A 25258-nucleotide genomic window follows, 5' to 3' on the forward strand; every position below is an offset into this window, starting at 1 on the left:
ATGACTTTTGTTCAGTCCTCGACCCGGTTGCCTTGCGGCAACCGGGTTCTTGATTTGGCCCAGACACATGTCATGGGCATTCTCAATGTCACTCCTGATTCCTTTTCCGATGGCGGCAAGTACAGCCAGCTTGATGCGGCCTTGCGTCATGCTGAAGCCATGGTTGCTGCGGGCGCGACGTTGATCGATGTCGGTGGTGAGTCAACGCGGCCGGGTGCCAGGGCGGTATCGTCACTGGAAGAGCTTGAGCGCGTGGCCCCGATCGTCGAGCGGATTCATTGCGAGCTGGATGTCATTATCTCTGTTGATACCTCTACGCCAGCCGTAATGCGTGAAACCGCGCGGCTGGGAGCTGGGTTGATCAATGATGTGCGCTCCTTGCGCCGCGATGGCGCGCTCGATGCTGCAGCGGCAACGGGGTTGCCGGTTTGTCTGATGCATATGCTCGGTGAACCGGGCGATATGCAGGACAATCCGCAGTACAAGGATGTCACGAAAGAGGTAGGCGAGTTTCTTGCCGAGCGTATGGCTCAGTGCGCGTCGGTGGGAATTCCTTCCGAGCGAATCATTCTCGATCCCGGGTTCGGCTTCGCAAAAACGTTGCAGCACAATCTAAGCTTGTTCAAACATATGGAAGCTTTGCATGTCCTGGGCAGGCCTCTGTTGGTTGGGGTGTCGCGCAAGAGCATGATAGGGCAGGCGTTGAATCGCCCCGTGGGTGAGCGCCTTTATGGTGGTCTTGCCCTGGCAGTACTGGCTTCGCAAAAAGGTGCGCGTATATTGCGTGTCCATGATGTAGCCGAAACAGTCGATGTGGTGAAGATGATCGCCGCAGTGGAATCAGCCGAATAAGAATGATGGAGCGTTTATGACTAGGAAATACTTTGGTACCGACGGCATTCGTGGTCGAGTGGGCGAATACCCGATTACTCCTGATTTCATGCTCAAACTCGGTTGGGCTGCGGGCATGGCATTTCGCAAGATGGGTGCATGCAAGGTGCTGGTTGGCAAGGACACCCGGATTTCCGGTTACATGTTTGAATCTGCTCTAGAGGCCGGGCTCACTTCGGCTGGCGCTGATGTCATGCTTCTGGGGCCGATGCCAACTCCGGCCATTGCCTATCTGACACGCACCTTTCATGCTGAAGCCGGCATCGTGATCAGTGCTTCGCACAACCCTCATGATGACAATGGCATCAAGTTCTTCTCGGGCAAGGGCACCAAGCTGCCGGATGAAGTCGAGCAAATGATCGAAGAGCTGCTGGACACGCCGATGACGGTGGTCGAGTCGAGCAAGATCGGCAAGGTTTCGCGAATCAATGACGCTTCAGGGCGTTATATCGAATTCTGTAAGAGCAGTGTGCCAACGGGCACCAGCTTCTCCGGCATGAAAATCGTTCTCGACTGCGCCCATGGTGCGACCTATAAGGTTGCACCCAGCGTGTTCCGTGAGCTCGGTGCCGATGTAGTGGTGTTGTCGGCACAGCCCAACGGTCTGAACATCAACGACAATTGCGGCTCCACCCATATGGGGCAGCTGCAGTCCGCCGTTCTCGCCGAGCACGCCGATCTGGGGATCGCATTCGATGGGGATGGTGACAGGGTTCTGATGGTCGACCACACCGGCGCAATCGTCGATGGTGATGAATTGCTTTATATCATCGCTCGCGATTTGCACGAGCGTGACAAGCTGCAGGGTGGTGTTGTCGGTACGCTGATGAGCAATCTGGGGTTGGAACTGGCTCTCGCGGATCTGGCGATTCCGTTCGTGCGTGCCAATGTCGGTGACCGTTATGTCATTGCTGATCTGCTCGAGCGGAACTGGCTGGTAGGTGGTGAGAACTCCGGTCATATCGTTTGCTTCAATCACACAACAACCGGAGATGCGATTATCGCAGCATTGCAGGTATTGATGGCGCTGAAGACCCGATCCGAAAGCTTGGCTCAGGCTCGGCAGGCGCTGCGCAAGTGCCCTCAGGTGCTTATCAATGTTCGCTTTGGTGGTGGTGCCAGTCCTCTCGAGCACCCGTCAGTCAAGGAAGCAAGTGAGCGTGTCACCAAGGCTATGGCGGGCCGTGGGCGCGTGCTTTTGCGCAAGTCCGGGACGGAGCCTCTGGTGCGTGTAATGGTCGAAGGCGAAGATGAAAAACAGGTTCGCGCGTACGCCGAAGAGCTGGCAAAACTGGTTACTGAAGTTTCTGCCTGATTTCGGCTTGCCAGCCATGAATGTGTTGGGTAACATCTGCGCCCACTTTGACCGACGAGGTACAGCATGCGTCGCCCTATGGTAGCTGGTAACTGGAAGATGCACGGTACCCGCGCCAGCGTCGCTGAGCTGATCAATGGCCTTCGTGACCTGGCCTTGCCGGACGGTGTTGATGTAGCGGTATTCCCTTCTTTTCTACATGTCAACCAAGTGGTTGATGGGTTGAAAGGTAGTTCGATTTCGGTCGGTGCGCAGAACTCTGCGGTGGAATCCGGGCAAGGTGCGTTGACTGGTGAAGTTGCACCAAGTCAGTTGGTGGATGCAGATTGTTCCCTGGTGCTTGTCGGGCACTCCGAGCGCCGTCAGATCATGGGCGAGCAGGACGGAATGCTGATCCGCAAGTTCGCGGCGGCACAGGCGTGTGGCTTGGTTCCAGTGTTGTGCGTAGGGGAAACCCTCGAGCAGCGCGAAGCGGGGAAAACTCTTGAAGTTGTCTCGCGTCAGCTGAGCAGTATCATCGACGAGTTGGGTGTCGGTGCATTTGCAAAGGCGGTAATCGCTTACGAGCCGGTCTGGGCCATTGGTACCGGACTGACCGCTTCGCCACAGCAGGCACAGGATGTACATGCAGCCATTCGTGCTCAGTTGGCAGCAGAGAATTCTGAGGTCGCACAAGGTGTGCGACTTCTATACGGCGGCAGCGTGAAGGCGGCCAATGCGGTCGAACTGTTCGGCATGCCGGATATCGATGGGGGTCTCATTGGTGGGGCTTCCCTGAATGCAGATGAGTTCGGTGCGATCTGTCGCGCCGCGGGAAACTGAAAAAATGCTGGAAACAGTCGTAGTCGTTTTTCATCTGCTGGGTGCATTGGGCGTAGTCGCTCTGGTTTTGCTGCAGCAGGGTAAAGGTGCGGATGCTGGCGCGTCTTTCGGAGCAGGTGCTTCAAATACTGTGTTCGGAAGCCAAGGTTCCTCTACCTTTCTTAGTAAGTTTACTGCTATACTTGCCGCAGGTTTTTTCATAACCAGCTTGGGGTTAGGTTACTTTGCTAAAGAGAAGGCTCACCAGCTGACTCAAGTAGGTCTCCCAAACCCGGCGGTGTTGGAAGTTCCAAAGCAACAACCGGCTTCTGATGATGTCCCGGTGCTTCAAGAGCAAAAGTCGGCTACTCCAGCGACTGACGTACCTCCAGCTCAAGAGCAGAAGTAGGAAGGGTTTCAAACGTAGTTTTGCCGAGGTGGTGGAATTGGTAGACACGCAACCTTGAGGTGGTTGTGCCCATAGGGTGTAGGGGTTCGAGTCCCCTTCTCGGTACCAATTAGTCAGGAGAGCCCGCTGTTGCGGGCTTTCTTGCAGGTGGAAGGTTACATTGACCCTCCAGGGGATCGGTCGTATACTTCCGCCCCAGCTTTGTCGCGGGGTGGAGCAGTCTGGTAGCTCGTCGGGCTCATAACCCGAAGGTCGTCGGTTCAAATCCGGCCCCCGCAACCAGTTTAAGGAGCCCCTTTTAAGGGGCTTTTTGTTAGCTGGACACTTTCAGCGCCGCTGTTCGACGGCGTTTCAAGGATGGGCGTTTCGCCCATTTTTTATTTTTCATGGCATGCACATACATGCACTAGGGGGTTCAGGTGTCGAGCAAGCTAGAAGAGTTGCAGGCCTTGCTGGCCCCGGTGGTCGTGGCCCTGGGCTATGAATGCTGGGGTATTGAGTTCACGGCGCAAGGTCGCCACTCAATGTTGCGCGTTTATATCGATAAAGAAGGCGGCGTGCTGGTGGACGATTGCGCCATCGTCAGCCGTCAGATCAGCGGTGTCCTGGATGTTGAAGATCCAATCGCCGTTGAATACACCCTTGAAGTTTCCTCGCCTGGCATGGAACGCCCTCTGTTCACTCTTGAGCAGTTTGCAAAATTTGCCGGTGAACAAGTGAAGATCAAGCTGCGCTCGCCTTTTGAAGGACGACGCAACTTTCAGGGCCTTCTGCGCGGTGTAGAAGAGCAGGATGTCGTGGTGCAGGTAGATGACCATGAGTTCCTGTTGCCGATCGATATGATCGACAAGGCCAATATTATTCCCAGTTTTGACTGAGACGCGGATCCCGCGGATCCAATGGCTTGCGAAAGGCGAGGCGTACGATGAGCAAAGAAGTACTGCTGGTTGTTGAGTCGGTATCCAATGAAAAAGGCGTACCACCAAACGTGATTTTTGAAGCGCTGGAGCTGGCCTTGGCCACTGCTACCAAAAAGCGTTTCGAAGACGAAGTTGACCTGCGTGTGGAAATTAATCGCCACACCGGTTCCTACGAGACATTCCGTCGCTGGACTGTCGTCGAAGAAGATGACCTGGACGATCCTGCGATCGAAACCTGGCCAAGCAAGGTTGCTCAAACGCATCCTGGCGCCAAGGTGGGTGATGTCGTCGAAGAGAAGATCGAGTCGATCGAATTCGGTCGTATCGCTGCACAGACTGCCAAGCAAGTCATCGTGCAGAAAGTTCGCGAAGCCGAGCGCGCTCAGGTTGTTGACGCTTACCGCGAACGCCTGGGTGAAATCATCTCCGGCACCGTAAAGAAAGTGACCCGCGACAACGTGATCGTCGATTTGGGCAACAACGCCGAAGCGTTGCTGGCCCGTGAGGACATCATTTCTCGCGAAACCTTCCGGGTTGGCGTGCGTCTGCGTGCGCTGCTCAAGGAAATCCGAACCGAGAACCGCGGCCCGCAGCTTATCCTGTCGCGTACCGCGCCGGAAATGCTGATCGAGTTGTTCCGCATCGAAGTGCCGGAAATTGCTGAAGGTCTGATCGAAGTCATGGCGGCATCCCGTGATCCGGGTTCCCGTGCCAAGATCGCCGTCCGCTCCAAGGACAAACGCATCGACCCGCAGGGCGCTTGCATCGGTATGCGCGGTTCGCGCGTACAAGCAGTGTCGGGCGAGTTGGGCGGTGAGCGCGTTGACATCGTTCTGTGGGACGACAACCCGGCTCAGTTCGTAATCAATGCCATGTCCCCGGCTGAGGTTGCGGCAATTATCGTTGATGAAGATGCCCACGCCATGGACATCGCCGTTGGCGCTGACAATCTGGCTCAGGCCATCGGTCGCGGTGGTCAGAACGTGCGTCTGGCGAGCCAATTGACTGGCTGGACCCTGAACGTGATGACCGAATCGGACATCCAGGCCAAGCAGCAAGCAGAAACCGGCGACATCCTGCGCAACTTCATCGACGAGCTGGAAGTCGACGAAGAGCTGGCTCAGGTGCTGGTTGATGAAGGCTTCACCAGCCTGGAAGAGATTGCCTACGTACCGTTGGAAGAAATGCTCAACATCGACGGCTTTGACGAAGAAATCGTCAACGAGCTTCGCGCTCGTGCCAAGGATCGTTTGTTGACCAAAGCCATCGCTACCGAGGAAAAGCTGGCAGACGCCCATCCGGCCGAAGACCTGCTCTCGCTTGAGGGTATGGACAAGGATTTGGCGATGGAACTGGCGGTGCGCGGCGTCATTACCCGCGAAGACCTGGCCGAGCAGTCTATTGACGACCTGCTCGACATCGACGGCATCGACGAAGATCGTGCCGGCAAGTTGATCATGGCCGCCCGAGCCCACTGGTTCGAGTAATTAGGCGCGGCCTGAGGAGAGAAGTGCATGACGCAAGTCACGGTGAAACAACTGGCCGATGAGGTCAAAACACCGGTAGAGCGCCTGTTGCAGCAGATGCGTGAGGCAGGTCTGCCGCACACCGCCGCCGAAGAACATGTGACTGACAGTGAGAAGCAATCCCTGCTGACTCACTTGAAAAGCAGCCACAAGGCGAAAGTGGAAGAGCCACGCAAGATTACGCTGCAGCGTAAAACCACCAGCACCCTGCGTGTTGCTGGCAGCAAAAGCATCAGCGTTGAAGTACGCAAGAAGAAAGTCTTCGTACAGCGTAGCCCGGAAGAAATCGAAGCCGAGCGCAAGCGTGAGCTGGATGAGCGTCGCGCAGTAGAGAATGCTGCCCGTCAAAAGGCTGAGGAAGAAGCCAAGCGTCGCGCCGAAGAAGAAGCGCGTCGTCAGCCTGCCCCAGTTGCTGCGCCGGTTGCTCCGGTCGAAGCTGTTGCAGAGCCTGCTGCAGTTGTCGAGCCTGTGCGTGAAAGCGCCCCGGTTGTGGCGCCAGCACCAGCTCCTGTGGCCGATACCCGCAAGCGCGACGAACAGCGTCGTCCGGACAAAACCCGTTCCGACGAAAATCGTCGCGGCGGTGGCGACGGCGAGCGCAAAAATGCTCCGCATCGCGCTTCGGTCAAGGAAAAGGCTCCAGCTCCACGTGTTGCCCCGCGTACTACCGACGAAGAAAGCGATGGCTTCCGTCGTGGTGGTCGCGGCAAGGCCAAGCTGAAGAAGCGCAACGCCCACGGTTTCCAGAACCCGACCGGTCCTGTCGTGCGCGAAGTGAAGATCGGCGAGACCATCACTGTGGGCGATCTCGCCCAGCAGATGTCGGTCAAGGCTGCTGAAATCATCAAGTTCATGTTCAAGCTGGGTACTCCGGCAACCATCAACCAGGTACTGGATCAGGAAACTGCCCAGCTGGTTGCTGAAGAGCTGGGCCACAAAGTGACCCTGATCAGCGACACCGCCCTGGAAGATTCCCTGGCCGAGTCCCTGAAGTTTGAAGGCGAGGCTGTTGCCCGTGCGCCAGTCGTGACCGTAATGGGCCACGTTGACCACGGTAAGACTTCCCTGCTCGACTACATCCGTCGTGCCAAGGTTGCTGCTGGCGAAGCCGGTGGCATTACCCAGCACATCGGTGCATACCACGTTGAAACCGACCGTGGCATGGTGACGTTCCTCGACACCCCGGGTCACGCCGCGTTTACCGCAATGCGTGCTCGTGGTGCCAAGGCAACCGACATCGTGATCCTTGTGGTTGCAGCGGACGACGGCGTAATGCCACAAACCATCGAAGCGGTTCAGCACGCTCAGGCCGCGGGTGTTCCGCTGGTCGTGGCGGTGAACAAGATCGACAAGCCGGGCGCCGATCTCGATCGCATCCGTAGCGAATTGTCGGTACACGGCGTGACGTCGGAAGATTGGGGTGGTGACACTCCATTCGTACCGGTTTCCGCGAAAATGGGTACCGGTGTCGACGAACTGCTCGAAGCTGTTCTGCTGCAAGCCGAAGTTCTGGAACTGACTGCTACTCCATCGGCTCCTGGTCGTGGTGTCGTGGTTGAGTCCCGTCTGGACAAGGGCCGTGGCCCGGTGGCGACCGTTCTGGTTCAGGACGGTACCCTGCGTCAAGGCGACATGGTCCTGGTCGGTTCGAACTATGGCCGCGTTCGCGCCATGCTCGACGAGAACGGCAAGCCAATCAAGGAAGCCGGCCCGGCCATCCCTGTCGAGATCCTCGGCCTGGACGGTACCCCAGACGCTGGCGACGAGATGAGCGTGGTTGCCGACGAGAAGAAAGCCCGTGAAGTGGCTCTGTTCCGTCAAGGCAAGTTCCGCGAAGTCAAACTGGCTCGTGCTCACGCAGGCAAGCTGGAAAACATCTTCGAAAACATGGGCCAGGAAGAGAAGAAGACGCTCAACATCGTCCTCAAATCCGACGTCCGTGGTTCGCTGGAAGCTTTGCAGGGTGCTCTGAACGGCCTGGGCAACGACGAAGTGCAAGTGCGTGTAGTGGGTGGCGGTGTCGGTGGTATCACCGAGTCCGACGCCAACCTGGCACTGGCCTCCAACGCTGTACTGTTCGGCTTCAACGTGCGTGCCGATGCCGGTGCTCGCAAGATCGTCGAGCAGGAAGGTCTGGATATGCGTTACTACAACGTGATCTACGACATCATCGAAGACGTCAAGAAAGCCCTGACCGGTATGCTCGGCAGCGATGTTCGCGAGAACATTCTGGGTATCGCCGAAGTGCGTGACGTGTTCCGTTCGCCGAAGTTTGGTGCGATCGCCGGTTGCATGGTTATCGAAGGCACTGTTCACCGTAACCGTCCGATCCGTGTGCTGCGTGAAGACATCGTTATCTTCGAGGGCGAGCTGGAATCCCTGCGCCGCTTCAAGGATGACGCTTCCGAAGTGCGTTCCGGCATGGAATGCGGTATCGGCGTGAAGAGCTACAACGACGTCAAGGTCGGTGACAAGATCGAAGTCTTCGAGAAGGTTCAGGTTGCTCGCAGCCTCTAACTCGCGCACTTCAAGAGCCGTGATGGCCAGTCGCATGCAAATGCACGACTCATCGCCAGGACTCTAAACGCAACGCCCGGTCTGGCTTCTGCCAGGCCGGGCGTTTGCCGCTTTCAGACCTCATGGGTTTCACCATGGGGCAGTAACAGGTAACAAGACATGGCAAAAGAATACAGCCGTACCCAGCGCATCGGCGATCAAATGCAGCGCGAGCTCGCACAACTGATCCGTCGTGAAGTCAAAGACCCGCGTGTCGGCCTGGTCACCATTACCGCTGTGGAAGTCAGTCGTGACGTCGGTCACGCCAAGATTTTCATCACTGTGATGGGCCAGGACAGCCACGAAGAAATTGCACAAAGCATCAAGGTGCTCAACTCTGCCGCCGGTTTCCTGCGCATGCAGTTGGCTCGCGAAATGAAGCTGCGCAGCGTTCCACAGTTGCACTTCCACTACGATGAAAGCGTCGTGCGCGGTGCGCACCTGTCGGCATTGATCGAGCGTGCAGTGGCTGAAGACAGCCAGCATACGGTTGCGGCAGACGCCGAAGACACCAAGGAGTAACCGGTGGCTCAGGTCAAACGTATCCGTCGAAATGTCAGCGGAATCATCCTGCTCGACAAACCGCTGGGGTTCACCTCCAACTCGGCACTGCAGAAGGTTCGCTGGTTGCTCAACGCCGAGAAGGCCGGACATACCGGCAGCCTCGACCCACTGGCCACCGGCGTGTTGCCGTTGTGCTTCGGTGAGGCGACCAAGTTCTCGCAATACCTGCTCGATTCCGACAAGGGTTACGAAACCCTGGCTCAACTGGGCAAGACCACCACCACGGCGGATGCCGAGGGTGAAGTTTTGCAGGAGCGGCCGGTGACCGTTGGTCGCACCGATATCGAAGCGGTACTGCCGAATTTCCGTGGGCAAATCAAGCAGATACCGCCGATGTACTCGGCCCTCAAGCGTGATGGGCAGCCGCTGTACAAGTTGGCTCGTGCTGGCGAAGTAGTGGAGCGCGAACCGCGTTCTGTTACTATTACGCGCTTGGAATTGCTGGCCTTCGAGGGTGATACTGCGCGGCTTGCCGTGGATTGCAGCAAAGGCACCTATATCCGCACCCTGGTTGAGGATATCGGTGAGCAACTCGGTTGTGGTGCTTACGTTGCAGAACTGCGACGTACCCAGGCCGGGCCTTTCACACTGGCGCAAACCGTCACCCTGGAAGAGCTGGAAGCGGTACATGCCGAAGGCGGCAACGAAGCGGTCGATCGCTTCCTGATGCCATCGGACAGCGGCCTGCTGGATTGGCCGCTACTGCAGTTTTCGGAAGCGAGCGCGTTCTACTGGCTTAATGGCCAGCCGGTACGTGCCCCGGATGCACCGAAGTTCGGCATGGTACGGGTACAGGATCACAATGGTCGCTTCATCGGTATCGGTGAAGTGAGCGAAGACGGGCGTATCGCGCCGCGTCGACTGATTCGGTCAGAATGACCGAACGAGGGTGGCTGTTAACAGGCACGGTCACTACTCATTTTTAGATACAGGGATTTGTCCCTGGCCTGTTGAAGCTGTTTCTTTGAAACAGTTTCCTGATAAAAGGATTGCCTCATGGCTCTCAGCGTTGAAGAAAAAGCTCAAATCGTTACCGACTACCAGCAAGCTGTTGGTGATACCGGTTCGCCAGAAGTGCAAGTTGCACTGCTGACCGCCAACATCAACAAACTGCAAGGTCACTTCAAGGCCAACGGTAAAGACCACCACTCCCGTCGTGGTCTGATCCGCATGGTTAACCAGCGTCGCAAGCTGCTGGACTACCTGAAAGGCAAAGACGTGAGCCGTTACAGCGCTCTGATCGGTCGCCTGGGTCTGCGTCGCTAATAAGCGATTGCGCTAGAGGTTGGTTGTCTGTCGTGCGTCAGCGGGTTTCCGCTGGCGCATGGCAGGCTCCCAGCCTCAAGTTTTATCTGGATATCTGCTTTCCCAAGCTTCACCCAAGTAACACCAGGACAACCCGCTCGGGCCGATTCCCGACGTTGCCCAAGAATTTCGCAAGAAACCAGTTTCCCCAAGAGCCACAAAAGAAGGTAGGACACCGTGAACCCGGTAATCAAAAAATTCCAGTTCGGTCAGTCGACCGTTACCCTCGAGACTGGCCGTATCGCCCGTCAGGCCTCCGGCGCAGTATTGGTCACCGTTGACGACGACGTCAGCGTATTGGTGACCGTAGTCGGTGCCAAACAAGCCGATCCAGGCAAGGGTTTCTTCCCGCTGTCTGTCCACTACCAGGAAAAAACTTACGCTGCCGGTAAGATCCCTGGTGGTTTCTTCAAGCGCGAAGGCCGTCCTTCCGAGAAAGAAACCCTGACTTCCCGACTGATCGACCGTCCGATCCGTCCACTGTTCCCAGAAGGCTTCATGAACGAAGTGCAGGTTGTCTGCACCGTCGTTTCCACCAGCAAGAAGACCGATCCGGACATCGCTGCGATGATCGGTACCTCGGCTGCCCTGGCCATCTCCGGCATTCCTTTCGATGGCCCGATCGGCGCTGCCCGTGTCGCTTTCCACGAAAGCACCGGCTACCTGCTGAACCCGACTTACGAGCAACTGGCTGCGTCCAGCCTGGACATGGTTGTTGCCGGTACTTCGGACGCCGTGCTGATGGTTGAATCGGAAGCCGAAGAGCTGACCGAAGACCAGATGCTGGGCGCGGTGCTGTTTGCTCACGACGAGTTCCAGGTTGTGATCAACGCCGTTAAAGAACTGGCTGCCGAAGCTGCCAAGCCAACCTGGACCTGGGCTCCACAAGCCGAAGCCACCGAACTGCTGGGTGCTATCCGCGCCGAGTTCGGCGAAGCGATCTCCCAGGCCTACACCATCACCGTCAAGGCCGACCGTTACGCTCGCCTGGGTGAGCTGAAGGATCAGGTCGTTGCCAAGCTGTCCGGCGAAGAAGGCCAGCCTTCCGCTTCCGACGTCAAAGCCGCTTTCGGTGAAATCGAATACCGTACCGTTCGCGAAAACATCGTTAACGGCAAGCCACGTATCGACGGTCGCGACACCCGTACCGTTCGTCCGCTGAACATCGAAGTCGGCGTTCTGCCGAAGACTCACGGTTCGGCACTGTTCACCCGTGGTGAAACCCAGGCACTGGTCGTAGCAACACTGGGCACCGCCCGTGACGCGCAACTGCTGGACACCCTGGAAGGCGAGAAAAAAGACCCGTTCATGCTGCACTACAACTTCCCTCCGTTCTCGGTGGGCGAGTGTGGTCGCATGGGTGGCGCCGGTCGTCGCGAAATCGGTCACGGCCGTCTGGCCCGTCGTTCGGTTCAGGCCATGCTGCCTGCTGCTGACGTGTTCCCTTACACCATCCGTGTTGTATCGGAAATCACCGAATCCAACGGTTCCAGCTCCATGGCTTCCGTTTGCGGTGCTTCCCTGGCACTGATGGACGCGGGTGTGCCGATGAAGGCACCTGTTGCCGGTATCGCCATGGGTCTGGTTAAAGAAGGCGAGAAATTCGCTGTTCTGACTGACATCCTGGGCGACGAAGACCACCTGGGCGATATGGACTTCAAGGTAGCCGGTACCGCCAAAGGCGTGACCGCGCTGCAGATGGACATCAAGATCAAGGGCATCACCGAAGAGATCATGGAAATCGCCCTGGGCCAGGCCCTGGAAGCGCGCCTGAACATCCTTGGTCAGATGAACCAGATCATTGGCCAGTCGCGTACCGAACTGTCGGCCAACGCGCCGACCATGATCGCGATGAAAATCGACACCGACAAAATCCGTGATGTCATCGGTAAAGGCGGCGCGACCATCCGTGCAATCTGCGAAGAAACCAAGGCGTCGATCGACATCGAAGACGACGGTTCGATCAAGATCTTCGGCGAGACCAAGGATGCTGCAGAAGCTGCACGTCAGCGCGTTCTGTCCATTACCGCTGAAGCGGAAATCGGCAAGATCTACGTCGGCAAGGTTGAGCGCATCGTCGACTTCGGCGCATTCGTCAACATCCTGCCTGGCAAGGACGGTCTGGTTCACATCTCCATGCTGAGCGACGCTCGCGTTGAGAAAGTGACCGACATCCTGAAAGAAGGTCAGGAAGTGGAAGTACTGGTACTGGACGTGGACAACCGCGGCCGTATCAAGCTGTCCATCAAAGACGTGGCAGCAGCCAAGGCTTCGGGCGTTTAATTCCCCCTCAAGCCTGACCGCTAAAACGTTGTAAGAAGGCCCCGCAGTGAAAACTGCGGGGTCTTTTTTTGCCCGGAATCAATCCAGACGCTGGCCAAAGTTGCCGGTAAAGCTTGGCGATGCTAGGTTTAGCGCACCGCCCGTGTAGCTCAGCCGGTAGAGCAGCGCACTCGTAACGCGAAGGTCGCAGGTTCGATTCCTGTCTCGGGCACCATCCCTTTCTTACTTCACCTTCCTGCTCAAGTCCTCGACAGCACGTTTGAGCTGATCGATGGTGCGATCCTGATCGCTGACTTCCCGTTTGAGGCTCGAAATCTCACTGCTGCTGGAACTCGAACTGGAGCCGCTATTGCGTTTCAGTTCTTCCATCTGCTTGCGCAAGTTATCCAGGTCGCGCTTTTGCTCCTCGACGGTGCGCTTGAGCTCTTCCATTCCCTTGTTGCTCGAACTGGAGTTGGAGCCGGAGCTGCGCTTGAGCTCTTCTATCTGGCGCGCCTGATCCTTGAGGGTGTCCTGCATCTTTTCCAGTTCACCAACTTCGACATTGGTTTTGACCAGCACGTCCTTGCCGTACTCATTTTGAATGGCGGTCACTTTCCCGTATGAACTTGCGGAGCTGTTGCTGAATTCAACGCCGGCAAGGGCCGTTCCCGGGAGTGCCAGGACTCCCAGCAGCGTCGACATTGCAGTAGCAGATAGAACAGCGGAGAGCTTCGGGTAGCCAGGCATCGCGAGGGTTCCATATGACATGCCGAGATGGCACATCGCTATGACTTGTGCTTTCGATTTATGTTCCCATCCGACAACCGGGCTGCATGGTTTTTTGTGAGGTAGATGTAAAGAGTCGTGTAAATCGTCCGACAAACATCCTATATTCGGAGCCTGCCTGAGCTTCGCCCAGCAGTTTTCAGATGATCCCAGAATGGTTCTGAAGGCCAGATAAACCGCGCTATGCAAGGTTTTTTGCGTCAGAGAGATCCTTGATGATCCACATCCGTCTTCCATTCCCCCGATCAGCGAGAACACCATGACCGAAAAACAATTGAGCCAGGAAGCCCGCCACGAGGAAGCGCTCAGAAAGTACGCACTCGATGCGCCCGAGTTACTGGAAGAGATCAAGGACTTGAGTCCAGATGATCAGAAGGACCAGATCCAGTGGGCGTTCGAGGACGAGGCAGAGGCCCAGGGCCTGCAGCCTTGGGAGTTGACGCTCAAGTACACCACCACGCCGGAAGAATTCGAGGCCGAACGCCTGAAACTGCATAAAGAGGCAGCCGAGGTGCTGGGTGTCGAGTGGGAAGAGTACTGCGAGATGAACAATCTGGTGGTCTGAAGTAAGCCTGCTTATCCGCTTTTTGTAGGAGCAAGGCTTGCCCGCGATAGCGTCCCCGAGATCGCCATCGCCGGCAAGCCGTGCTTCTACAGGAGGCTCAGAGACTCAAGCGCATCGACAAGTCGACAGCCTTCACATCCTTGGTCATCGCACCAATCGAAATGTAGTCCACCCCAGTCTCGGCGATCGGCAGCAACGTGCTTTCGTTGATTCCGCCGCTGGCCTCCAGTTTTGCCTTGCCGCCGTTCAGACGCACGGCCTCGCGCATGTCATCCAGGCTCAGTTCGTCGAGCATGATGATGTCGGCACCGGCCGCCAGGGCTTCCTTCAGCTCATCCAGGCTTTCCACCTCGATTTCCACCGGTTTGCCCGGTGCGATCTTGTGCGCGGCAGCGATGGCCTGCGGGATGCCTCCGCTGGCGGCGATATGGTTTTCCTTGATCAGGAACGCGTCATACAGGCCGATGCGGTGATTGTGGCAACCGCCGCAGGTCACGGCGTATTTTTGCGCCAGACGCAAGCCAGGCAGGGTCTTGCGGGTGTCCAGCAATTTGACCTGGGTCTGGGCGACAAAGTCGGCCAAATATTGTGCGCGAGTGGCGACGCCGGACAGCAATTGCAGGAAGTTCAGCGCGCTGCGTTCACCGGTCAGCAAGGAGCGGGCAGGGCCTTCGAGGTGGAACAGCACCTGATTGGGTTTGACCCGTTCGCCATCGGCGACCTGCCAGTGCACCGCAACCCGTGGGTCCAGTTGCCGAAACACGGTATCGACCCAGGCCGTGCCGCAGATGACGGCGGCATCGCGGGTAATGATGGTGGCTTTGGCCAGGCGCTCGGCCGGGATCAATTGCGCGGTGATGTCGCCGCTGCCGACATCTTCGAGCAGCGCGCGGCGCACGTTGGCTTCGATTTCGGCGGTCAAATCGGCGAGACGTAGATTCGGCATAACGAGCTCCACAAACAAAGTGGCCCGATTATAGGGCCATGGCAGGAGGCAACCCAAGGCATCTGAGGTGCTCCCATTGTTCCGGAGCCTGTATTTGGTCGATTTCCGCCAGGGTTTGCGCCCGAGCCTCCCATTGAATCGCCATGTGAGTCATCGTTCAGGAGCCTGCAACACGCCAAGTGATCGCGTCCCGGGGGGCTATCGCGGCATACTGGGCACCAACACAGTCGTCGTTGAAGGAATCGGTATGCAGTTGGACCCCGCGAGCGGTTGGTGTCAGGACGTGCGTTTGTGTCCCTCGCCCAACTTCAATGCGCGCCCTACGGGCGAAATTTCCCTGCTGGTGATCCACAACATCAGCCTGCCGCCAGCGCAATTCGCCACCGGCAAGGTGCAGGAGTTTTTCCAGAATCGCCTGGATGTCACGGAGCACCCTTACTTTGAGGGGATTGCCGATCTGCGCGTGTCCGCGCACTTTCTGATTGAGCGTGACGGTGCTGTCACCCAGTTTGTCTCTTGCCTGGAGCGCGCCTGGCACGCCGGGGTGTCGAATTTCGAGGGGCGGGAAACCTGTAACGATTTTTCCGTGGGCATTGAGCTGGAGGGTACGGATGATCTGCCGTTCACCGATGCGCAGTACGACGCATTGACTACCCTGACCCGGCAACTGCAAGGCGCCTTCACGGACATCACCCCGGAACGTATCTGCGGGCACAGCGACATCGCTCCTGGGCGCAAGACCGATCCGGGGCCGGCGTTTGACTGGCAGCGCTACCGTGCAGCCCTGGCAAAAGCCGCTGCGGAAAAAGAGGAATCACAATGAGTTTTCTGGTGTTGCTGTTGGCGGTGTGGATCGAGAAATTCTCGGCCCTGCGTCATCAGGTTCAGCGAGATGGCGCTTGGATTCGCGAGCTGCACAAACTCGAATCGAATCCGCGCATGGCGAAAAATCCATGGCTGGTGCTGGGCGTGCTGGTGTTGTTCCCGGTTGCGCTGCTGGCGCTGCTTTTGTGGGTGCTGGACCCCGTGGCCTACGGTTTGTTGGCGCTGCCGGTGCACCTGCTGGTGGTGATTTACAGCCTGGGGCGGGGCGATCTGCTGGTCGGTCTCGGTCCTTTCCGCGATGCATGGCGTCGGGAAGACCTGCAGGCCGCGGCCCATGTTGCCAAGCGTGATCTGGACATCTGCGCCGACAGTGGCGAGCAATTGCTGGAGCGGGTCGAAGGGCATTTGCTGTGGGAGGCCTACCAGAGCTTTTTCGCGGTGATTTTCTGGTACTTCCTGTTGGGACCGGTCGCCGCCCTGAGCTATCGCTTGTTGGCCCTGGCCGAGGAGCATGGGCAAAACCCTGCCGTGGTCGAGCGTGCCGGGCAATTGCGCCACGCCTTCGACTGGATTCCGGTACGCCTGTTGGCAGCCAGTTTTGCCTTGGTCGGCAACTTCGCCGCAGTCAGCAGGGTGATGTTGCATGAGCTGCTGAACTGGAACATCAGCGCCGCGCAATTGATCGAAAAGGCCGGGCTGGTGGCGGCTGAAATCCCGGCCCCGGTCGCGGGGCCCGAAGGCATCAACAACCTCGACCGGATCTGGGAGTTGCTCCTGCGGGCGGCGGTGCTCTGGTATGCAGGGTTCGCGTTGTGGACCGTGCTGCATTGATTTAAAAAACGAAAAGATCGCCGTCTTCGGCAGCTCCTACGGTCGACAGGTGTGTAGGCGCTGCCTCAGGCTGCGATCTTTTTCCGTTAACCTTAAGTTACAAAACCCTCCCTGATTTTGAGTTATATACAGATAGCGCCCAATAGTGGCTATCTGCTGCCTGGTTGCGCTCGCTAAATAAAAATAAGAAATCCAAGGGAGACATCCAGTGAAGAGCTTGCTCTATCCCGCTGTCGCGCTGATGAACCGCCTGAGCTTCGGCATGAAGTTCAGCCTGATCAGTGTCCTGTTCCTGGTGCCAATGCTGGTGACCAACTTCTACCTGGTCCGTGACTCCTATCGCGAATTCCAGGGCACTCGCATCGAACTGCAGAGCCTCGACCTGTTGGGGCGCAGCGTAGAGCTACGGCGCGACCTGGAGACACTGAACAACCTGGTGCAGATCAACGTCTCCCTCGGTCAGTCGCCCAAGGTGGGCAATCTCGAGTCACAAATCAGCACGCTGGAGCAGGGGGTGCTGACACGCCTACAAGCAATGACGGCGATGACCACAGATCCGGAGCAGATCGCGGTGTTCGACGCCAAGCGCGATGAAATGATCACTGCGTTCAAGGCGCAACAATCGGAAAAATCCCTGCAAAGCAAAAGTGGCATGACCGGCAAATTGCTCGGCAGTGCGCAGATCTTCAGTCAGATCATCGCCAGCCAGGCGGGGCTGAGCCGCGACAATCAAAGCGACATGCGCCAGCTCAGCGAGCTCGCCACCAGCGTGACGCCACGTATTACCCAGATTCTCGGTGAAGGCCGGGCCATCGGTTCTTCAGCCCTGGGTCAGGGTTTTCTCAACTCGGCATCGAGCAATCGCTTCGATGAACTGCTGGCTCAGATCGAAAAGGTCCAGGGCGAATACGGGCTGAAGTTGCAGGACACACTGGCCTCCAGTAAGGCTGCCCGGGACACCCTGGCCGTCCAGGCCGAAAGCAGCAAGGCATCGTTGAAAAAGACCAGTGAGCTGTTTGAAGAGAAAGTGGTGATGGCCGACACCCTGGATACGCCGTGGCAGGCCTTTTACGATCAAGTCACCGGGTTGATGGATCAGACCTATCAACTCAACGACGCCACCCTGAAATTTCTTGATGCTCAGTTGCAGCAGCGCCTGGAGCAAAACCGCACGCACATGATCCTGCAAGCTGTCGCGCTGTCGGTGGTGTTTGTGCTGATTTTCTACCTCTACGGCGGCTTCTACGCCTCGACCCGGACTACGCTCAAGCGCCTTGGCGGCGTAATGGACAAAGTGGCGGCCGGCGACATGACCGTCACCTTCAGTGCCCACAGCCGTGATGAGCTGGGTGAGTTGGGTGAAGTGTTCAACGGCACTGTGAAAAAAATCCATGACCTGATCGAGCGGGTCGGGCACACCGTCAGTGAGGTCGAGCGTCAGGCCGGGCAGGTGGAGAATGTGTCGGCGCAGAGCAACCAGGCGGTGGCCGGGCAACGCACGCAGATCGAACAGGTCGCCACCGCGATGAACCAGATGTCCGCCACTTCCCTGGAGGTCGCGCGCAGCGCCGCCGCGGCAGTCAGCAGCGCTCACAGCGTTAACGACGAAACCATCAGCGGTCGCGGCCTGGTGCAATCCCAGCAGGGCAGCATCGCCGCGCTGGCCAGCGAGATCGATCAATCGGTGTTGGTGATCAATCAACTGGCCAGCGACAGCCAGTCCATCAGCCGTGTGCTGGAAGTGATCAAGAGCATCGCCGAACAGACCAACCTGCTGGCGCTCAATGCCGCCATCGAAGCGGCACGGGCCGGGGAACAAGGGCGCGGTTTCGCGGTGGTGGCGGACGAGGTCCGGACGCTGGCCAAGCGTACCCAGCAATCGACCGAGGAAATCGAGCAGATGATCTCCAGGCTCCATGGCGGCGTCGGTGCGGCGGTGAAGGCGATGGGCGTCAGCCATGAGATGGCGAACGGTACGGTCGGTCAGTCGGAAAAGGTCCAGCAGGCGCTGGAGAACATCCTCGACGCGGTGGGCATGATCGTCGACCAGAACCAGCAGATCGCTGCGGCCGTGGAGCAGCAAACCGCCGTGGCCCACGACATTGACCAGAACATCGTCGAGATCAATCGTGCCGGTGAACGTACTGCCGAAGGCGCGCACCAGACCGAAGACGCCAGCCGCGCATTGTCGATGCAGGTGGTGGAGCTCAAGCAGCTGATCAGCGCGTTCCGCGTTTGATGGGCACCACACTCCAAATGTAGGAGCGAGCCTGCTCGCGATGGCATTTTCAGCTTCAACATTGCGTCGGCTGACAATCCGCTATCGCGAGCAGGCTCGCTCCTACAGGAGGGGTAGCTTAATTTTCTGTAGTACTTTTCACTTGTGCCGGTAGGGAATGTCCTGATTTGATCCGTGCTCCGGTTTTTCGTCTTCAATGGGCGATGATCAAATCACTGACCACATGAAGGAATCATGGTTATGCCCGTTGCAACGCTTGGAATCCAAGGACACTGTGCCCATTGCCAGCGTACGTTGTTGCTCGAACCCTGGCAGCTCAATGCCATCTCCATCAACGAGGCGTTTACCTGTTCCCACTGTCAGAAAGCCTTGCAGCTCAATGATCCTCGGCAGATCAAGCGCTTAAAGTCGCTCGACTCCCTGGCCATGTTGAAGGCAAGCCTGCTGGTGATGATTTGCACCGCCTTGCTGGTCGCCCTGGTGCTGGAATGGATCGGGATGCTCAGTGTCGTCGAACAGATCAATTTTTCGCTGGTGGCGATTTTCATCTACTTCATCGCCATGCGATTTGCCCGTCAGCGTCAGCACATGACCTTGATTCTCGAGGCCGCCAAGGCCCACGCCGACTGATTACCAGTTGAACAATTCACGGGCATTGGCGGTGCTGGCGCCAGCCAATCGTTCGGGGCTGACCGCCATGATCCCGGCCAGTGCCTCGCAGATCGCCGGCAAGTGCGCCGGGCTGTTGCGCTGACCGGGGAACATGGCGGGCGCCATGTCCGGTGAGTCGGTTTCCAGGACGACCGAGTCCAGTGGCAGCTCCGCCAGCACGCGGTGCATGCGCAAGGCCTGCGGCCAGGTGGCGGCTCCGCCCAATCCCAGTTTGAAACCGAGCTTGATGTATTCCCGGGCTTCCTCGCGACTGCCGGCGAAGGCGTGGATGATGCCGGCGCGTTGGAGCTTGAAGCGTTTGAGCGTGGCGATTACCGCCGCATGACTGCGCCGTACGTGGATCAGCGCAGGCAGGTTGAAGTCCGCCGCCAGTTGTAGTTGTGCGTCGAACAACGCCTGCTGGCGTCCGCGGTCGAGGGCTTCGATGAAGTAGTCCAGGCCGATTTCGCCCACGGCGCAAAGCTGTCGATGACCGGCCAGCCGCGTCAGCCAGTCGCCGAGTTCCACCAGGTGTTCGGGGCGATGATCGTCCAGGTACACCGGGTGCAAGCCGAACGCGGCGTAGAGGTCAGGATCGTCTTGCACCAGTTCCCACACCCGTTGCCAATTACCCTGAAATACCCCCAGCACCACCATCTTGCGCACACCGAGGGCGCGACTTTGCGTCATCAGCGCCTGGCGATCGGCGTCGAAGTCCGGGAAGTCCAGATGGGTGTGGGTGTCGATCAGCTCCACGGTTCAATCCTGGCGAATGCGCTGTTTGAAGGTCCGCGCGATGGCCTGCACGCCGGGCTGGTAATCGGACTGCTCGATGGCTGCCAGCGCAAGGGCCAGGGCTTTATCGGCGATCAGCTGGTGCTGCTGGGCCATGGCATTGACCGGCAACGGCAGGAAGTCCAGCAACTGGGTGTCACCGAACGTGCCCAGGCGCAGAGGCCGGGTTTTCAGCGGGAAGTCATGCAAGGCGTCGAACACACCCTGCAGCAGCACGTAAGACGTGGTCACCAGCGCCTCGGGCAAGTGCCCTACACGCTGGAGCATTTCCTCCATCAATTGCTTGCCGCATTCACGGCTGAACGATTCGCCATGTTCAATCAGCACTTCGCCCTTGTATCCGGACAGCGCTTCCTTGAAACCGGCGGCCCGTTCCTGGCTGATGCTCAGCTCCGGACGGGCACCGATCAGGGCGATCTGTTTAGGCAACGGGTCCAGCAGGCTGCGAGTCAGTTGCAGGCTGGCTTCACGGTCGTCGCTGATCACCGAGCAGAAGTGTTCCGGCTCCATGACCCGGTCGACGGCAATGATCGGGATGCCTTTGGCCTGCAACTGGCGATAACTGTCGTCACCGACCGGCAGGCAACTGGCGACGATCAACGCATCGCAGCGCCGGGCGCGGAACAGCTTGAGCAATTGTCGCTCGCTGTCGGGCGCGTCGTCGGAGCTGGCGATCAGCAGTTGATAGCCGCGAGCCCGTGCACCTTGCTCCAGCAACTTGGCAATTCGCGCGTAACTGGGGTTTTCCAGGTCCGGCAGAATGAACCCCAGGGTGCGGGTATGGCGGCTGCGCAGTCCGGCGGCCTGGGGGTTGGGCGTAAAGCCGTGCTGATCGACCACCGCGCGCACGCGCTCGACGGTCGCGCTGCTGATGCGTTGTTGTTCGGCCTTGCCGTTGATGACGTAGCTGGCGGTGGTAACGGACACACCGGCCAACTGGGCGATATCACTGAGTTTCAACCCGTTGTTTCCTTGTTTTTTTTCGAGCTTGCCCGACAGTTTCGCCAATCCTACCCGATTCAGATAGTCGACCCTTGTTGCAGCGCATCCGACAATTGGACTTCACGATTTCGAGGTTATCGAGTAACGTGCCAATCATGCTAGATTAAACGTTTCAGCAAGCGTATTTTCAAGGTTGTTGGTCCCTTTTGTCAGTTCTGCCACGAAACTGCCAAATCTTGTCTTCGCACAGGTGCCTAAGCTGAATCATCCAAAACAATACCTGGTGTCCACAGGGCGCCAAAAAGGAGAAAGCATGCTCGAGCTCACAGTGGAGCAGATATCCATGGGCCAATCGGCTGTGGATAAGTCCGAAGCCTTGCAATTGCTGGCCCGGCATCTGGTCGCCGATGGCCTGGTCGCCGAGGGTTACCTCGCCGGCTTGCAGGCGCGAGAGGCCCAGGGCTCGACCTTTCTCGGCCAGGGGATTGCCATTCCCCATGGCACGCCGCAAACCCGCGATCAGGTGTTCACCACCGGCGTGCGCCTGATGCAGTTCCCCGAAGGTGTGGACTGGGGCGACGGGCAGATCGTCTATCTGGCGATCGGCATTGCCGCCAAATCCGACGAACACCTGCGCCTGCTGCAATTGCTGACCCGCGCCCTCGGCGAGACCGATCTCGGCCAGGCCCTGCGCCGCGCCAGTTCCCCCGAAGCCCTGCTCAAACTGCTGCAAGGCGCGCCACAGGAACTGGCGCTGGATGCGCAGATGATCGGCCTGGGCGTTGCCGCTGAGGATTTCGAAGAGCTGGTATGGCGCGGCGCCCGGCTGCTGCGCCAGGCCGACTGCGTCAGCAACGGTTTCTCCGCCGTGTTGCAGCAGGTCGAAGCGCTGCCATTGGGCGATGGCCTGTGGTGGTTGCACAGCGAGCAGACGGTCAAGCGCCCGGGCCTGGCCTTCGTCACCCCGGACAAACCCTTGCGTTACCTCGGGCAGCCGTTGAACGGATTGTTCTGCCTGGCCAGCCTGGGCGAGGCGCATCAGGCCTTGCTCGAACGCCTGTGTGCCTTGCTGATTGAAGGTCGCGGTCACGAGTTGGGTCGCGCCACCAGCTGCCGCGCGGTGCTCGAAGTGCTCGGCGGTGAACTGCCCGCGGACTGGCCGAGCGCTCGTATCGCACTGGCCAACGCCCATGGCCTGCATGCGCGGCCGGCGAAGATCCTCGCGCAGTTGGCGAAGAGTTTTGAAGGCGAGATCCGCATCCGCATCGTCGACAGCCAGGACAGCGCCGTGTCGGTCAAGAGCTTGAGCAAGCTGCTCAGCCTCGGAGCCCGTCGTGGTCAGGTGCTGGAAATCATCGCCGAACCGAGCATCGCCGCCGATGCATTGCCTGCGCTGTTGGCCGCCATCGAAGAAGGCCTCGGCGAGGAAGTCGAGCCGCTGCCGCCGATAAGCCAACCGAACGTAGAAATGGCAGAGGTTGCCCAAGTGCTGCTCGCCCCAGCATCCGGCAGCTTGATCCAGGCCATTGCCGCCGCACCGGGCATCGCCATCGGCCCGGCGCATATTCAAGTCCAGCAAGCCATCGATTACCCGCTACGCGGTGAGTCCGCCGCCGTTGAACGCGAACGCCTCAAGCAAGCGTTGATACAAGTGCGAAGTGACATTCAGGGCCTGATCGAACGCAGCAAGGCCAAGGCAATCCGCGAGATTTTCGTCACCCATCAGGAAATGCTCGACGACCCGGAATTGACCGACGAGGTCGACACCCGCCTCAAACAAGGTGAAAGCGCGGAAGCGGCGTGGATGTCGGTGATCGAAGCCGCCGCCCGGCAGCAGGAATCCCTGCAGGACGCATTGCTCGCCGAGCGCGCCGCCGACTTGCGCGATGTGGGGCGCCGAGTGCTGGCGCAGTTGTGCGGTGTGCAAAGCGCGAGCGAGCCCGAGCAACCGTACATTCTGGTGATGGACGAAGTCGGCCCGTCCGACGTGGCACGCCTTGATCCGGCACGGGTTGCCGGCATTCTCACTGCCCGGGGTGGCGCCACCGCACACAGCGCCATCGTCGCCAGGGCGCTGGGTATTCCGGCCCTGGTCGGCGCTGGCGCGGCCGTGCTGTTGTTGGCGCCAGGCACACCTTTGCTGCTCGACGGACAACGCGGTCGATTGCACGTGGATGCCGACTCGACCACCTTGCAGCGCGCCACCCAGGAGCGCGACACCCGCGAGCAACGGCTCAAGGCCGCCGCCGAACAACGCCATCAACCGGCCGTGACCACAGACGGGCATACCGTCGAAGTGGTCGCCAACATCGGTGAAAGCGCCGCCGTCATCGCCGCGGTGGAGCAGGGCGCCGAAGGCATCGGCTTGCTGCGCACCGAACTGATTTTCATGGCCCACCCGCAAGCACCGGACGAAGCCACCCAGGAAGCCGAATATCGCCGCGTGCTCGATGGCCTCGCCGGGCGGCCACTGGTGGTGCGCACCCTCGACGTCGGTGGCGACAAACCCTTGCCCTATTGGCCGATCGCCAAGGAGGAAAACCCCTTCCTCGGCGTGCGCGGCATTCGCCTGACCCTGCAACGGCCGCAGATCATGGAAGCGCAACTGCGCGCCTTGCTGCGCGCCGCCGACAACCGTCCGCTGCGCATCATGTTTCCCATGGTCGGCAGCGTCGACGAGTGGCGCCAGGCCCGGGACATGACCGAGCGCCTGCGCCGGGAAATCCCGGTGGCAGACCTGCAACTGGGGATCATGATCGAAGTGCCGTCGGCGGCACTGCTGGCGCCGGTGCTGGCCAAGGAGGTCGACTTCTTCAGCGTCGGCACCAACGACCTGACGCAATACACCCTGGCCATCGACCGTGGCCATCCAACCCTGTCGGCCCAGGCCGATGGCTTGCACCCGGCGGTGCTGCAACTGATCGACATCACCGTGCGCGCGGCCCATGCCCATGGCAAGTGGGTGGGCGTCTGCGGTGAGCTGGCGGCCGATCCGCTGGCGGTACCGGTGCTGGTCGGGCTGGGCGTGGATGAGTTGAGCGTGGGCGCGCGCAGCATCCCCGAGGTCAAGGCGCGGGTTCGCGAGCTCAGCCTGAGCCAGGCCAGAAACCTCGCCCAAGAGGCGCTCGCCGTGGGCAGCGCCAATGAAGTCCGTGCATTAGTGGAGGCCCTGTAATGGCCAGGATTCTGACCCTGACCCTCAACCCGGCGCTGGATCTGACGGTGCAGTTGCCGCGCCTGGAACCCGGTCAGGTCAACCGCAGCGACGCCATGCACACCCACGCCGCCGGCAAAGGGGTGAACGTGGCGCAGGTGCTGGCGGACCTCGGGCATCAGCTGACGGTCAGCGGATTTCTGGGTGAAGACAACCTGCAAGCGTTCGAAACCCTGTTTGCCAAGCGCGGTTTCACCGACGCCTTCATCCGCGTACCCGGCGAGACCCGCAGCAATATCAAGCTGGCGGAAAGCGACGGGCGCATCACCGACCTCAACGGTCCCGGACCCCGGGTCAGCGAGGCGGCACAGCAGGCCTTGCTTGATCGTCTGGAGCGGATTGCCCCGGACCATGACGCGGTCGTGGTCGCCGGCAGCTTGCCGCAAGGCGTCAGCCCGCAATGGTTGCAGGGCTTGATCCTGCGTTTGAAAAAACTCGGGCTGAAAGTCGCCCTCGATACCAGTGGCGAGGCATTGACGGCTGCGCTCAAGGCCGGCCCGTGGTTGATCAAACCCAACACCGAAGAGCTGGCCGAAGTGCTCGGCAGCGATGCGGTGTCGGTGCTGGCCGAGGCCGAGGCGGCCAGTCGTTTGCATGCACAGGGCATCGAACACGTCGTGGTGTCCCACGGCGCCAAAGGCGTGAACTGGTTCAGCGTCGGCTCGGCGCTGCATGCCACGCCACCCAAGGTCAGCGTCGCCAGCACAGTGGGCGCGGGTGATTCGCTGCTGGCGGGCATGCTCCACGGTTTGCTCCAGGCCCACACGCCCGAGCAAACCTTGCGCACGGCCACGGCGATTGCCGCGATGGCGGTGACCCAGATCGGTTTCGGCATTGGCGATGCAGCGCAACTGACGCTGCTCGCACAGGGCGTGCGCGTGCATCCCCTGACAGAACAATAAGAGGGTTGGT

At 59.2% G+C, this 25258-nt stretch carries 22 protein-coding genes and 3 tRNA genes; 21 read left to right on the top strand and 4 right to left on the bottom strand.

Going from position 1 to position 25258, the window contains the following annotated elements; all coding sequences use genetic code 11:
* The 14 genes from folP (at window position 1) to DKY63_RS23580 (ending at window position 12784) form a co-directional block, all read left to right on the top strand.
* Window positions 1-852 carry a dihydropteroate synthase gene (gene folP / locus DKY63_RS23515; protein ID WP_110966291.1) on the top strand — a complete coding sequence of 284 codons (852 nt, stop codon included), beginning with the start codon at window positions 1-3 and terminating at the stop codon, window positions 850-852.
* A gap of 16 nt (window positions 853-868) precedes the next feature.
* Entirely contained in the window at window positions 869-2206 is a 1338-nt protein-coding gene (gene glmM, locus DKY63_RS23520; protein ID WP_110966292.1) for a phosphoglucosamine mutase, read from the top strand.
* 66 nt (window positions 2207-2272) lie between these two features.
* A complete protein-coding gene (gene tpiA, locus DKY63_RS23525; protein WP_110966293.1) occupies window positions 2273-3028 on the top strand; it encodes a triose-phosphate isomerase in 756 nt (251 codons plus the stop codon).
* A gap of 4 nt (window positions 3029-3032) precedes the next feature.
* A complete protein-coding gene (gene secG / locus DKY63_RS23530; RefSeq protein ID WP_017336473.1) occupies window positions 3033-3416 on the top strand; it encodes a preprotein translocase subunit SecG in 384 nt (127 codons plus the stop codon).
* 22 nt (window positions 3417-3438) lie between these two features.
* Window positions 3439-3524: transfer RNA gene (locus tag DKY63_RS23535), tRNA-Leu, on the top strand.
* Window positions 3525-3621: 97 nt separating this feature from the next.
* Window positions 3622-3698: transfer RNA gene (locus tag DKY63_RS23540), tRNA-Met, on the top strand.
* Window positions 3699-3835: 137 nt separating this feature from the next.
* On the top strand, window positions 3836-4294 hold the full coding sequence (gene rimP / locus DKY63_RS23545; RefSeq protein ID WP_110966294.1) for a ribosome maturation factor RimP: 459 nt from the start codon (window positions 3836-3838) through the stop codon (window positions 4292-4294).
* 47 nt (window positions 4295-4341) lie between these two features.
* Complete coding sequence (gene nusA / locus DKY63_RS23550; RefSeq protein WP_110966295.1) at window positions 4342-5823, top strand: transcription termination factor NusA; 1482 nt, start codon at window positions 4342-4344, stop codon at window positions 5821-5823.
* Window positions 5824-5850: 27 nt separating this feature from the next.
* Window positions 5851-8379, top strand: coding sequence for a translation initiation factor IF-2 (gene infB, locus DKY63_RS23555; RefSeq protein WP_110966296.1), 2529 nt, complete (start codon window positions 5851-5853; stop codon window positions 8377-8379).
* Window positions 8380-8538: 159 nt separating this feature from the next.
* Entirely contained in the window at window positions 8539-8940 is a 402-nt protein-coding gene (gene rbfA, locus DKY63_RS23560; protein ID WP_110966297.1) for a 30S ribosome-binding factor RbfA, read from the top strand.
* Window positions 8941-8943: 3 nt separating this feature from the next.
* Window positions 8944-9861, top strand: a complete 918-nt coding sequence (gene truB, locus DKY63_RS23565) for a tRNA pseudouridine(55) synthase TruB (RefSeq protein WP_110966298.1) — start codon at window positions 8944-8946, stop codon at window positions 9859-9861.
* 117 nt (window positions 9862-9978) lie between these two features.
* Complete coding sequence (gene rpsO / locus DKY63_RS23570; protein ID WP_002555121.1) at window positions 9979-10248, top strand: 30S ribosomal protein S15; 270 nt, start codon at window positions 9979-9981, stop codon at window positions 10246-10248.
* A gap of 216 nt (window positions 10249-10464) precedes the next feature.
* Complete coding sequence (gene pnp / locus DKY63_RS23575) at window positions 10465-12570, top strand: polyribonucleotide nucleotidyltransferase (RefSeq protein WP_110966299.1); 2106 nt, start codon at window positions 10465-10467, stop codon at window positions 12568-12570.
* 138 nt (window positions 12571-12708) lie between these two features.
* A tRNA-Thr gene (locus tag DKY63_RS23580) sits at window positions 12709-12784 on the top strand.
* 8 nt (window positions 12785-12792) lie between these two features.
* Here the strand turns inward: DKY63_RS23580 and DKY63_RS23585 are convergent.
* Entirely contained in the window at window positions 12793-13299 is a 507-nt protein-coding gene (locus DKY63_RS23585; protein ID WP_110966300.1) for a hypothetical protein, read from the bottom strand.
* 298 nt (window positions 13300-13597) lie between these two features.
* Between DKY63_RS23585 and DKY63_RS23590 the strand changes: the two genes are divergently transcribed.
* A complete protein-coding gene (locus tag DKY63_RS23590) occupies window positions 13598-13903 on the top strand; it encodes a DUF6388 family protein (protein ID WP_110966301.1) in 306 nt (101 codons plus the stop codon).
* Window positions 13904-14000: 97 nt separating this feature from the next.
* Here DKY63_RS23590 and nadC read toward each other — a convergent pair whose 3' ends face one another.
* Window positions 14001-14849, bottom strand: coding sequence for a carboxylating nicotinate-nucleotide diphosphorylase (gene nadC, locus DKY63_RS23595; protein ID WP_110966302.1), 849 nt, complete (start codon window positions 14847-14849; stop codon window positions 14001-14003).
* Between the two features lie 247 nt (window positions 14850-15096).
* On the opposite strand from nadC, the gene ampD reads away from it, so the two are divergent.
* The 4 genes from ampD to DKY63_RS23615 all read left to right on the top strand — a co-directional run bounded on the left by ampD (window position 15097) and on the right by DKY63_RS23615 (window position 19374).
* The gene (ampD, locus tag DKY63_RS23600; RefSeq protein ID WP_110966303.1) at window positions 15097-15672 is read left to right on the top strand and encodes a 1,6-anhydro-N-acetylmuramyl-L-alanine amidase AmpD; all 576 of its coding nucleotides are present in this window, start codon (window positions 15097-15099) and stop codon (window positions 15670-15672) included.
* A complete protein-coding gene (gene ampE / locus DKY63_RS23605; RefSeq protein ID WP_110966304.1) occupies window positions 15669-16505 on the top strand; it encodes a regulatory signaling modulator protein AmpE in 837 nt (278 codons plus the stop codon). The genes ampD and ampE overlap by 4 nt, the downstream gene beginning before the upstream one ends.
* A 208-nt stretch (window positions 16506-16713) precedes the next feature.
* Window positions 16714-18744, top strand: coding sequence for a methyl-accepting chemotaxis protein (locus tag DKY63_RS23610; RefSeq protein ID WP_110966305.1), 2031 nt, complete (start codon window positions 16714-16716; stop codon window positions 18742-18744).
* A 240-nt stretch (window positions 18745-18984) separates the two neighbouring features.
* Entirely contained in the window at window positions 18985-19374 is a 390-nt protein-coding gene (locus DKY63_RS23615) for a hypothetical protein (RefSeq protein WP_110966306.1), read from the top strand.
* On the opposite strand, the gene DKY63_RS23620 is transcribed toward DKY63_RS23615, so the two are convergent.
* Together DKY63_RS23620 and cra are read right to left on the bottom strand one after the other, a co-directional pair.
* Window positions 19375-20151: a TatD family hydrolase gene (locus DKY63_RS23620; RefSeq protein ID WP_110966307.1), complete on the bottom strand. Its 777-nt coding sequence runs from the start codon at window positions 20149-20151 to the stop codon at window positions 19375-19377. It abuts the gene before it with no gap.
* A 3-nt stretch (window positions 20152-20154) separates the two neighbouring features.
* Window positions 20155-21150, bottom strand: a complete 996-nt coding sequence (cra, locus tag DKY63_RS23625) for a catabolite repressor/activator (RefSeq protein ID WP_110966308.1) — start codon at window positions 21148-21150, stop codon at window positions 20155-20157.
* A 295-nt stretch (window positions 21151-21445) separates the two neighbouring features.
* Between cra and ptsP the strand changes: the two genes are divergently transcribed.
* Together ptsP and pfkB are read left to right on the top strand one after the other, a co-directional pair.
* Window positions 21446-24307, top strand: a complete 2862-nt coding sequence (gene ptsP / locus DKY63_RS23630) for a phosphoenolpyruvate--protein phosphotransferase (protein WP_110966309.1) — start codon at window positions 21446-21448, stop codon at window positions 24305-24307.
* Complete coding sequence (gene pfkB, locus DKY63_RS23635; protein ID WP_110966310.1) at window positions 24307-25248, top strand: 1-phosphofructokinase; 942 nt, start codon at window positions 24307-24309, stop codon at window positions 25246-25248. The genes ptsP and pfkB overlap by 1 nt, the downstream gene beginning before the upstream one ends.
* Window positions 25249-25258: the final 10 nt, after the last annotated feature.

Origin of the sequence: Pseudomonas putida, assembly GCF_003228315.1 — a bacterium.
Lineage (GTDB): Bacteria > Pseudomonadota > Gammaproteobacteria > Pseudomonadales > Pseudomonadaceae > Aquipseudomonas > Aquipseudomonas putida_S.

Bases quoted from the DNA above. Each gene is read 5' to 3' on its own strand.
- folP (WP_110966291.1), top strand. From the start codon at position 1: ATGACTTTTGTTCAGTCCTCGACCCGGTTGCCTTGCGGCAACCGGGTT.
- glmM (WP_110966292.1), top strand. From the start codon at position 869: ATGACTAGGAAATACTTTGGTACCGACGGCATTCGTGGTCGAGTGGGC.
- tpiA (WP_110966293.1), top strand. From the start codon at position 2,273: ATGCGTCGCCCTATGGTAGCTGGTAACTGGAAGATGCACGGTACCCGC.
- secG (WP_017336473.1), top strand. From the start codon at position 3,033: ATGCTGGAAACAGTCGTAGTCGTTTTTCATCTGCTGGGTGCATTGGGC.
- nusA (WP_110966295.1), top strand. From the start codon at position 4,342: ATGAGCAAAGAAGTACTGCTGGTTGTTGAGTCGGTATCCAATGAAAAA.
- infB (WP_110966296.1), top strand. From the start codon at position 5,851: ATGACGCAAGTCACGGTGAAACAACTGGCCGATGAGGTCAAAACACCG.
- rbfA (WP_110966297.1), top strand. From the start codon at position 8,539: ATGGCAAAAGAATACAGCCGTACCCAGCGCATCGGCGATCAAATGCAG.
- rpsO (WP_002555121.1), top strand. From the start codon at position 9,979: ATGGCTCTCAGCGTTGAAGAAAAAGCTCAAATCGTTACCGACTACCAG.
- DKY63_RS23585 (WP_110966300.1), bottom strand. From the start codon at position 13,299: ATGCCTGGCTACCCGAAGCTCTCCGCTGTTCTATCTGCTACTGCAATG.
- DKY63_RS23590 (WP_110966301.1), top strand. From the start codon at position 13,598: ATGACCGAAAAACAATTGAGCCAGGAAGCCCGCCACGAGGAAGCGCTC.
- nadC (WP_110966302.1), bottom strand. From the start codon at position 14,849: ATGCCGAATCTACGTCTCGCCGATTTGACCGCCGAAATCGAAGCCAAC.
- ampD (WP_110966303.1), top strand. From the start codon at position 15,097: ATGCAGTTGGACCCCGCGAGCGGTTGGTGTCAGGACGTGCGTTTGTGT.
- ampE (WP_110966304.1), top strand. From the start codon at position 15,669: ATGAGTTTTCTGGTGTTGCTGTTGGCGGTGTGGATCGAGAAATTCTCG.
- DKY63_RS23615 (WP_110966306.1), top strand. From the start codon at position 18,985: ATGCCCGTTGCAACGCTTGGAATCCAAGGACACTGTGCCCATTGCCAG.
- ptsP (WP_110966309.1), top strand. From the start codon at position 21,446: ATGCTCGAGCTCACAGTGGAGCAGATATCCATGGGCCAATCGGCTGTG.
- pfkB (WP_110966310.1), top strand. From the start codon at position 24,307: ATGGCCAGGATTCTGACCCTGACCCTCAACCCGGCGCTGGATCTGACG.